The organism is Pseudomonas sp. EB271-G4-1 (assembly GCF_058791355.1).
The window spans coordinates 1-8,646 of record NZ_JBYTEO010000118.1 but is presented as its reverse complement, the minus strand read 5'-3'; the positions used below and the strand labels follow the sequence as shown (position 1 = coordinate 8,646).

At 60.5% G+C, this 8,646-nt stretch carries 10 protein-coding genes; 5 read left to right on the top strand and 5 right to left on the bottom strand.

Annotation, left to right across the window (positions count from 1 at the left end; translation table 11 throughout):
* Positions 1–340: 340 nt before the first annotated feature.
* Together AC3WWR_RS30390 and ppnN are read right to left on the bottom strand one after the other, a co-directional pair.
* Complete coding sequence (locus AC3WWR_RS30390) at positions 341–781, bottom strand: NUDIX hydrolase (RefSeq protein WP_020801059.1); 441 nt, start codon at positions 779–781, stop codon at positions 341–343.
* A 77-nt stretch (positions 782–858) separates the two neighbouring features.
* Positions 859–2,232 carry a nucleotide 5'-monophosphate nucleosidase PpnN gene (gene ppnN / locus AC3WWR_RS30385; RefSeq protein WP_020801060.1) on the bottom strand — a complete coding sequence of 458 codons (1,374 nt, stop codon included), beginning with the start codon at positions 2,230–2,232 and terminating at the stop codon, positions 859–861.
* A 236-nt stretch (positions 2,233–2,468) separates the two neighbouring features.
* Between ppnN and AC3WWR_RS30380 the strand changes: the two genes are divergently transcribed.
* Both AC3WWR_RS30380 and AC3WWR_RS30375 read left to right on the top strand, forming a co-directional pair.
* A complete protein-coding gene (locus tag AC3WWR_RS30380; RefSeq protein WP_020801062.1) occupies positions 2,469–2,996 on the top strand; it encodes a DUF3087 domain-containing protein in 528 nt (175 codons plus the stop codon).
* 49 nt (positions 2,997–3,045) lie between these two features.
* Positions 3,046–4,599: a sensor domain-containing diguanylate cyclase gene (locus tag AC3WWR_RS30375; RefSeq protein ID WP_168758375.1), complete on the top strand. Its 1,554-nt coding sequence runs from the start codon at positions 3,046–3,048 to the stop codon at positions 4,597–4,599.
* Between the two features lie 3 nt (positions 4,600–4,602).
* On the opposite strand, the gene AC3WWR_RS30370 is transcribed toward AC3WWR_RS30375, so the two are convergent.
* The 3 genes from AC3WWR_RS30370 to dapA all read right to left on the bottom strand — a co-directional run bounded on the left by AC3WWR_RS30370 (position 4,603) and on the right by dapA (position 6,856).
* On the bottom strand, positions 4,603–5,520 hold the full coding sequence (locus tag AC3WWR_RS30370) for a LysR family transcriptional regulator (RefSeq protein ID WP_033044565.1): 918 nt from the start codon (positions 5,518–5,520) through the stop codon (positions 4,603–4,605).
* A 24-nt stretch (positions 5,521–5,544) separates the two neighbouring features.
* On the bottom strand, positions 5,545–5,919 hold the full coding sequence (locus AC3WWR_RS30365) for a DUF2784 domain-containing protein (RefSeq protein ID WP_033044564.1): 375 nt from the start codon (positions 5,917–5,919) through the stop codon (positions 5,545–5,547).
* 61 nt (positions 5,920–5,980) lie between these two features.
* Positions 5,981–6,856 carry a 4-hydroxy-tetrahydrodipicolinate synthase gene (gene dapA, locus AC3WWR_RS30360; protein WP_492599309.1) on the bottom strand — a complete coding sequence of 292 codons (876 nt, stop codon included), beginning with the start codon at positions 6,854–6,856 and terminating at the stop codon, positions 5,981–5,983.
* A 407-nt stretch (positions 6,857–7,263) separates the two neighbouring features.
* Between dapA and AC3WWR_RS30355 the strand changes: the two genes are divergently transcribed.
* The 3 genes from AC3WWR_RS30355 (at position 7,264) to AC3WWR_RS30345 (ending at position 8,485) form a co-directional block, all read left to right on the top strand.
* A complete protein-coding gene (locus tag AC3WWR_RS30355) occupies positions 7,264–7,962 on the top strand; it encodes an AzlC family ABC transporter permease (RefSeq protein WP_020801067.1) in 699 nt (232 codons plus the stop codon).
* Positions 7,962–8,273, top strand: a complete 312-nt coding sequence (locus tag AC3WWR_RS30350) for an AzlD domain-containing protein (RefSeq protein WP_010455066.1) — start codon at positions 7,962–7,964, stop codon at positions 8,271–8,273. The genes AC3WWR_RS30355 and AC3WWR_RS30350 overlap by 1 nt, the downstream gene beginning before the upstream one ends.
* Before the next feature lie 68 nt (positions 8,274–8,341).
* Positions 8,342–8,485: a hypothetical protein gene (locus AC3WWR_RS30345; protein ID WP_020801068.1), complete on the top strand. Its 144-nt coding sequence runs from the start codon at positions 8,342–8,344 to the stop codon at positions 8,483–8,485.
* Positions 8,486–8,646 lie beyond the last annotated feature (161 nt).

Sequence of the window (8,646 nt, the reverse complement as noted above, 5' to 3'; positions counted from 1 at the left end):
AGCCTTTTGGTTCCTTTTTGCTGGGCCGGCACTCCGGCGTTTGAAAAAGGGACTCGCCGTAAGGGCGAAACCATAAGTGGCCGTTACCGCAGCAACGGATATGTACTCCGACAACAATCTCCCAGGGCGTGAAGTCGCAAGAAAATCAAAAGCCAAAGCGAGGCGGCGGGCCTGATCGGGAGCCGTACACATTCCCTGTGGGAGCTGGCTTGCCGGCGAAGGCGTCCAAAAGATCACCGCAATGATTAAGGTCCCCTCCGCCAGAAAGTCGGATCGCCACCTCAAAGGCGCCTAAAACATTCAGGTCGCCCACGTTTTGGCCTGCCTGACGGAAAACCCCTCACGCCTTGTCCAGCATATCTATCAAACTCTGCGGCCACACAATCTCCGTCGTTTGTTCCAGTTCGGCGATCGACCACCATTTGTGTTCAGTCATCACCTGTACTTCTTCGGCCGTCCAGCCATCGCGCGTCAGTTGCTCGCGTTCAGCGTGCACGACAAAGTACTGCTCCACCGCCATCACCGTCTCGCCACTGGGCAACATCATCGCAAAGCAGTCCTGCGCAACACTGGCTTCAAGCGCATTAACCTGCATACCGGTTTCCTCAAACAATTCCCGAACCGCCGCGGCTTCGAAGGTTTCACCGTCCTCCAGCCCGCCACCGGGCGTCGCCCAGTAGTCGCGGCCAGCAAGGGCGCCGTCCTTGTGCTGGAAACGAAACAGCAGAACCTGACGCTCGGAATTGATGACCAGCAGTCTGGCGGCGTTGCGTTGGCGCATGTGGATTTACCTCTCCCTGAAAGCAACAAGCCGAAGCATCAGCTTCGGCTCGCACTTAACAATTTACATTAACTTGCTTACGCAACCACTCGATAACACGGCACATAAGCCGCACCACCCGGCAGCTTCATCCGGTGCTGGGCGACGAAGGCCTTGAGCAGTTGATCCAGCGGCTGCATGACGGCCGCATCGCCACGGATCTGGTATGGCCCGTGTTTTTCGATCAGGCGGATGCCCTTGTCCTTGACGTTGCCGGCGACGATGCCGGAGAACGCACGGCGCAGGTTGGCGGCCAGTTCGTGGGGTGGCAGGTCACGGCTGAGCTTGAGGTTGGCCATGTTTTCGTGAGTCGGGTCGAACGGGCGCTGGAAGCCTTCGTCGATCTTCAGCAGCCAGTTGAAATGGAACGCGTCATTGCGTTCGCGACGGAACTGCTTCACCGCCTTGAGGCCCTGGGTCATCTGTCGGGCGACTTCTGCCGGGTCGTCGATGATGATCTCGTAGTGCTTCTTGGCATCTGCGCCCAGGGTGGCGCCGACGAACGCGTCAAGCTGTTCCAGGTAGGGCGCCGCATGTTTCGGGCCCGTGAGGACGACCGGGAAGGGCAGGCCTGCGTTGTCCGGGTGCATCAAAATGCCCAGCAGGTACAGGAACTCTTCGGCGGTACCGGCGCCGCCCGGGAAGATGATGATGCCGTGGCCGACGCGGACGAAGGCTTCCAGGCGCTTCTCGATGTCTGGCAGGATCACCAGTTCGTTGACGATCGGGTTCGGCGCTTCGGCGGCGATGATTCCCGGCTCGGTCAAGCCCAGGTAGCGCCCGCCGTGGATGCGTTGCTTGGCATGGGCGATGGTGGCGCCTTTCATCGGGCCTTTCATCACGCCGGGGCCGCAACCGGTGCACACGTCGAGGCTGCGCAGGCCCAGTTCGTGGCCGACTTTCTTGGTGTATTTGTATTCTTCGGTATTGATCGAGTGACCGCCCCAGCAGACCACGATCTTGGGCTCGACGCCGGGGCGCAGCGTGCGGGCGTTGCGCAGCAAATGGAAGACATAGTCGCTGATACCCTGGGAGGTGCTCAGGTCGATGCGTTGGCTGTCGAGTTCGTTTTCGGTGTAGACGATGTCGCGCAGGGCGCTGAACAGCATTTCACGGGTGCTGGCAATCATTTCGCCGTCGACGAAGGCGTCGGCCGGGGCGTTCAGCAGTTCCAGGCGTACGCCACGGTCTTGTTGGTGGATGCGGATTTCGAAGTCCTTGTAGGCTTCGAGGATGGTCTTGGCGTTATCGACGTGGGCGCCGGTGTTGAGGATGGCCAGGGCGCACTGGCGGAAGATGTCGTAGGTGCTGCCGGATCCAGCTTCGCTCAATTGCTGGACTTCCCGTTGGGAGAGTGTTTCCAGGCTGCCTTTCGGGCTGACCGAAGCATTGATTACTTGTCGTTGGGTCATTCAATGATCCTTAAAACGATGTCATTCACGCGCAAACAACGAATGGCATCCGAATAGAGAGTATCCATGAAAGAAGATGGCACGAACTGCGCGGTCTCGCCATGTCCTCCTTTTGATGATGTATAGATGAAAAGGAGCCCCAGCATAGCTAAATCCGTCGCAGAGGCGATAATGGCCCGCGGTCTTTTTGCCCTGCGACCCTTTTTTTGCCATTGAAGCCAAGGAATCCCGACGTCATGTTCGAAATCCAGCCGATGAACGCCGACGACTATCGGCAACGGACGCGGCGCAGCACGCTGATGATCGCGCTGATCTTTCTCGCGCTGGCGATGGCCCTGTCCACCGCGGCGGTGACGTTGTTCGGCGAGCCGGGAGGGGACAATCTACGCTTCAATATCGGCGGAGTGTTTGCCGCGGTATTGGTCATGGCCGCGTTGATGCGCAAGCTGTTCTGGCACCAGCAATGGATGGCGCCGGCGGTCTACAGCTGGCAACTCAAGCGCAGCCTGATGAGCATCACCAACGTTATGCACCACCTCAAGGCGGCCGTGGAAGCGGGGGATCCGGACGCCATGAAGCTTTTGCGCTTCTATCACCTGGGATTGAGCCAGATGCACCAACTGGACGGTAACTCCAGCGATGATGCGCAACTACACCGGGAAATGGAGCAACATCAGGCGCGGATGCAAGCGCTGGGCATCGATATCCGGCAGACGCGCCTGGACCCGGCCTGGCTTGACGCGCTAAAGCGTACACCGCGATAGGCCCATGGAGCAGCAAGGGCCTTTTCATTCGATTCAAGGAGCGAACGTCATGGGGCAGCCGTCCATTCACGATCCTGTGGAACAAAACCGGCAGGGTGTCCCTCGGCTCAAGACTCGCTCTGCCGTCACCCTTTTGATTGCCGTCTGCCTGTCGATGGCGGTGATCGTGATTTGGGAATCCTGGAGCTCGCGCCAGTACCATCTGCATGACAAGGAAGTGGCGATGTCCAACCTTGCGCAGACCCTGGCCTCGCAGGCCCAGGCGGCAATCAAGCAAGCCGACACGCTGCTGTTCACCCTGGTCGATCGCCTGGAAAACGACGGCATCGACGCGGGTCGGCTCGATCGCCTGCAACGCTTGCTCGGCGCCCAGCGCCGTGAGTTGAGCCAGGTGCATGGGCTGTTCGTCTATGACGAAACCGGCAAATGGATCGCCAACTCCAACGGTGCCGAGGTGGGGGTTGCCAACAATTCCGACCGCGAGTACTTCATCTATCACCGCGATCATCCTGACCGCGGACCGCACATCGGCCCTTCGATCAGGAGCCGCTCCAGCGGCGAATGGATCATGACGGTGTCGCGCCGGATCAATCACCCGGATGGCCGTTTCGCGGGCGTGGCGCTGGCCACCCTCTACCTCAGCCATTTCCTGCAGCTTTACGATGGCATCGATATGGGCCGCAACGGTGTGATCAACCTGATCGCCGACGATGCCAGCATTATCGTGCGCCGGCCGTTTCACGAGGCGGACATCGGCACCAGCCTGGCCAAAAGCCCATTGTTCACCCGGCTGCTGCCACAGGGCAGCTCGGGGACGGCTACCGTCCGGTCCATCCTGGATGGCGTGGAGCGGGTGGTGGGCTATCGCCGGGTCGAGGGTTATCCGCTGATCGTCTTTGCCGCGCTCAACAAGGACGAAGTACTGGCGAGCTGGCGCCAGCAGTCCTTGCTCAGTGCGGGCATCGTTGCGCTGTTGCTCGGGGTGCTGGGAGGGCTCGGCTATCGCCTGATCAAGTTGATGAAGAAGCAGGACCGCATCCAGGGCGAGTTGCTCGGCACTCAGGAACGGCTGCTCGAACTCAATCGCAACCTTGAGTTGCTGGCGCTGGAAGACGCGCTCACGGGCCTGGCCAACCGGCGCCAGTTCGATCTGTTCATCCAGGCGGAAATGGGCCGCGCCCGGCACAACATGACGGGGTTGGCCCTGTTGATGATCGATGTCGATCACTTCAAGCCATTTAACGATCGCTACGGCCATCTGGCCGGTGATGAGTGCCTGCGCAAGATCGCTGTGCTGATTACCGAGCACATCAGGCGCCCCGGCGATCTGGCTGCGCGCTTTGGTGGTGAGGAGTTTGCCGTGGTGCTTCCGGGAACTGACTACGTCGGAGCATTTTTGCTGGCGGAAAAAATCCGCCACGCGGTCCAGTCCGCCGGCTTGCCACACAGTGAAAGCCCTGATGGCAAGGTGACGGTCAGCGTGGGTGTCTGTGGTTATGATCCGGCATCCGAGGCCCAGACCAGTGAGTTGATCGGGGCGGCCGACAAGGCGCTGTACGTGGCCAAGGCCAGCGGGCGCAACATGAGCGTGATTGCCAACTGAGGCTCAGGCAAACCGGTCGCTGCCTTGTACCAGCCGGGTGCAAAGGTGCGGTTGCTTGAGCTTTTCCAGCCACCAGCCCAACGCCCGCCCGTCGTGATCGCCGCGCCAGCCGGCATACAGAATATTCGGCTCACGGGGATCGGCCATCTGTTTTTCCACCAGCGAGCCATTGTCCAGTAACGAGGTGACGCGATGCCTGGGCAGCCAACCCACGCCGAGGCCGTCGCATTGGGCGAGGATTTTCGCGCGCATGGTCGGCACCGCCAGCACCGATTGGCCACCGGAGACCCCGTAGGTACTGCCTTCGCTGGCCCGGGACGAATCCGCCACGACAATCGCCCGGTGCTGCGCCACCATGGCGCGGGTGATCGGTTCGCGGGCCTTGGCCAATGGGTGCCTGGGCGAGACGGCGAACACCCACTGCATTTCCCCCAGTTGCATCCAGCGCAATGACGCGATGGCCGGTGGCTCGTTGGTGGCGCCGATGACCAGGTCCGCGCGGCCTTCACGCAGGGCCTCCCAGACACCCCGCAGCACTTCCTGGGTGATGCGCAGCGGTACGCCAGAGCCCAGCGCATCGAACTCGTGGATCACCGGGAGCAGGGTTTCGAATTCCAGCAGTTCATCGGTGACGATCCACAAACGACTTTCCCAACCATTGGCCACTTGCTGCACCCGTTGGGTCAGGCGCGAGACGTCCTGCATCAGTCGCGCCGCTTCGTTGACCAGCAATTCTCCAGCCGGGGTGAGTTGCAGGCGGTAGCGCCGGCGATCGAACAGCAGGGCATCGAAGCGTTCTTCCAGTTGCCGCGCGGCATAGGACACCGTAGAAGGCGCCTTGCCGAGATAGGCCGCGGCCCGCGACAGGCTGCCGGTCTCGCGAATCGCTTGCAGCAGCGCCAGGTCTTCAGTCGACAGCATTGGCCGAACCCTCGTGTGTGACGGTTACAATTGCCGCCGCCGTTTCCTGAGCCTGATCAATCGAAGATAGACCGCAGCGTTCAGCACCAGTACCAGGCTGCCCAATCCCAGCTGGATGGCCGGTGTCAGCCCCGCCGGGTAAATGATCGGCCACACGTAATGTTCGATGAAACCACCGCCGTAACCACCTTGTCCGGCTGCCTGGCGCATCAGGTTTTCCCAGTGCGTCAGTGGGCAAGGCAAGTGGAACACCTCCACTGCCACGCCCCAGACTGCGGCGGGCAGGTGCCACAGGATCAGGTGCTGCCATTTGAGAACCAGCAGCCCGCCGAACACCACGAACACAATGAATGCCAGGTGAAACAGCATCAGCCCATCGGCAGCGATTCGGTAGAGCATGTCGCCCCCCCTGGCGCGTCAGTCGAATCGCTCCATCGTACTCGCGCGGGCGCCTGGCACTCTATCGATTGTCGCTGCCCAGCACGCCGAGCACCTCCTTCAAACGACCGACCGTGGCATCGCTGCTGCGTTGCATCGGTGCACGCAGCTCATCAGTGATCAAGCCTTGCAGCGCCAGCGCGGTTTTCACCGGCGCCGGGTTGGGCTCGATGAACAGGCTCTGGATCAGTGGCAGAAGCTGGAAGAATGTTGCCCGACCGGCCGCCAGCTGGTTGTCGCGAATCTGTCGATACAACGCCACGAAAAGGTGCGGATGGACATGGGCCGACGCGGCAATCGCACCTTTGGCACCCAGGCACAGGGCATTGAAGATCTGGTTGTCTTCACCGCACAGCACATCGACCTTGCCGCTGGCCAGCAAGGCCAGGGTGTTGCCCAGGTTGCCGCCGCAGTCCTTGATCGCGACGATGCGCTCATGGGCGACGATGTTCAGCAAGGTCGACTGGTCGAAGGCTACGCCGGTGCGGTAGGGGATGTCGTACAGGATCAACGGCACGCTGGAAGCGTCGGCGACCGTCTGGAAAAACGCTTCGAGCCCCGCCTGGGAGGGCCGGATGTAATAGGGCGGCGGCACCAGCAGGCCGGCCAGCGGGCGCTTGAGAATTTCCTCCTGAAAGTGCAGCAGCTCGATCAGGTTGTTGCCGGCCAGACCCATGACGACCTGCCGGGCCGGCACTTGTTCCAGCACCGCATCGAGCACCGCCAGCTGCTCGTGCTTGCCCATGGCCGCCGGTTCGCCTGTGGTGCCACAGACGATCAGGCCGTCGACACCTTCTTCGAGCAGATGGCTGACCAGCCGGCGCAATCCGACGAAATCGATGGCGCCATTGTGGAACGGTGTGACGAGGGGAACCCAGATACCTTGAAACGATGACATGCACTTTCTCCTGATGGTCGACCGATTTCGTCACCGTCAGAAGCGTAGTAGGAAGTAAGCAAGGGGAGGGTGGTCCGTCGCGCTCAATGTCCTGTCAGCTCATCTGACGGGACAGCGCGCCCCGGTCACATGAGCGACTGTTTCTTCGATTTGAGGGTGCGCGCAACGCGAACTAGCGCCTTGGCTGTCAAGCCAACAACGGAAGTGTCGAGATTGAAGGTTGCGGACATTTTTGCTTACACCCTGAATTAGGCGCCCAGTTTTAAAAGCCGGCGCGCTGTTTGTCAATCACCAACATCGGGAAAATGCCGCGCCAGCCTGTGATTGGCCCAAGTGCGCAAGATTGTTCAAGCCATCGGCCGTGACTGCTGGCACAGTCTCAGGTCTTTCCCTGGTTGCAGAGCGTTATGTCCAACTCACATTTGCCGCGCAGCGCATTCTTGCGTGGCGCCGTGGCGATCATGCCGTTATCCCTGGCGACAGCCCCTTGGGGCCTGCTGGCCGGCTCCATGGCCATCGAAGCCAACCTCACACCGCTGCAAGGCCAGGGCTTGTCGAGCATCGTGTTCGCCGGCGCCGCGCAGTTGGTGGCCATTGGTATGCTCAAGGGCGGGGCCGGGATCTTTTCGATCTTGCTGACCACCTTGTTGCTGACCTCTCAGCATCTGCTCTACGGGATGAGCATGCGTTCGGTGATCTCGCCATTGCCGGGTCGCTGGCGAGCGGGGCTGGGCTTTTTGCTCACCGATGAGCTGTTCGCCCTGACCAGCCAGCACGACAAACAGCAGTTCGATCGCTGGTACGCTTTGGGTGTCGGCTTGACGTTCTACGTGGCCTGGAACCTCTTCACCCTGGCAGGCATCGTGCTAGGCAGCAGCATCCCCGGCCTGGAACACCTGGGTCTGGACTTTTCCATCGCTGCCACCTTCATCGCCCTGATCACCCCGGTGGTGCGCAACGTTCCGACGGTGGTCTGTGTCGCGGTCTCGCTGTTCTGCTCGGTGCTGTTCAGCTATTGGCAATGGGGCTCGGCCCTGGTGCTGTCGGGACTTGCCGGCATGACCGCGGGTTTTATCTGCAACAAATTCCAGGGAGCGCGCACATGATGGTTTGGGCAGTGATTATCGGCATGGGCGTCCTGGTGTTTCTCAACCGCTATGTGTTCCTGGAGCCGCGCCTGCCGCTGCGCTTGAGCAGCAATGCCCGGCAGTTCCTGGGGTTCGCCGTGCCCGGCATGTTGACGGCGATCTGCGGGCCGATCGTGTTCATGCCGGACAAACAACTGAACCTGCAATGGGACAATCCCTACCTGATCAGTTCGCTGGTGGCCGTCGGCCTGGTGCTGTACACCCGCAACACCTTGCTCAGCATGCTGTTGAGCATGGGCTTTTTCTTTTTGCTGCGTTGGTGGCTGTGAGCCAGGTAGGGGAAATTGTTCTACGCTTAAAATTGATGACCGATCCCTTCAGGAAGAGAGGTGAAACCATGGCAATAGAGCAAAAGAAACCGGATCCCGAAGACGACATGGATGAACCGACGGAAGAAGAAATCGAAGAGCAAAAACATTCAGAGCAGACGTGGAAGCATGACGACAGCAGAGAGTTGTCGGAGCCTGACCGCAAGTTCTGAGTGACATATTTGGATTAGGTGTATATCCGTTGCTGCGGTAACGGCCACTTAGGGTTTCGCGCTTACAGCGAGTCACTTGGAAGCACGGAACGCCGCCCGGCCCTAAGTAACCAAGGGCTCTTGCCCCTGGCGTTCGGTGCCTCGCTAATGCTCGGCATACC

What these genes read in the sequence shown, in the direction of transcription:
- AC3WWR_RS30390 (WP_020801059.1), bottom strand. Translation starts at nt 781, where the DNA reads ATGCGCCAACGCAACGCCGCCAGACTGCTGGTCATCAATTCCGAGCGT.
- ppnN (WP_020801060.1), bottom strand. Translation starts at nt 2,232, where the DNA reads ATGACCCAACGACAAGTAATCAATGCTTCGGTCAGCCCGAAAGGCAGC.
- AC3WWR_RS30380 (WP_020801062.1), top strand. Translation starts at nt 2,469, where the DNA reads ATGTTCGAAATCCAGCCGATGAACGCCGACGACTATCGGCAACGGACG.
- AC3WWR_RS30375 (WP_168758375.1), top strand. Translation starts at nt 3,046, where the DNA reads ATGGGGCAGCCGTCCATTCACGATCCTGTGGAACAAAACCGGCAGGGT.
- AC3WWR_RS30370 (WP_033044565.1), bottom strand. Translation starts at nt 5,520, where the DNA reads ATGCTGTCGACTGAAGACCTGGCGCTGCTGCAAGCGATTCGCGAGACC.
- AC3WWR_RS30365 (WP_033044564.1), bottom strand. Translation starts at nt 5,919, where the DNA reads ATGCTCTACCGAATCGCTGCCGATGGGCTGATGCTGTTTCACCTGGCA.
- dapA (WP_492599309.1), bottom strand. Translation starts at nt 6,856, where the DNA reads ATGTCATCGTTTCAAGGTATCTGGGTTCCCCTCGTCACACCGTTCCAC.
- AC3WWR_RS30355 (WP_020801067.1), top strand. Translation starts at nt 7,264, where the DNA reads ATGTCCAACTCACATTTGCCGCGCAGCGCATTCTTGCGTGGCGCCGTG.
- AC3WWR_RS30350 (WP_010455066.1), top strand. Translation starts at nt 7,962, where the DNA reads ATGGTTTGGGCAGTGATTATCGGCATGGGCGTCCTGGTGTTTCTCAAC.
- AC3WWR_RS30345 (WP_020801068.1), top strand. Translation starts at nt 8,342, where the DNA reads ATGGCAATAGAGCAAAAGAAACCGGATCCCGAAGACGACATGGATGAA.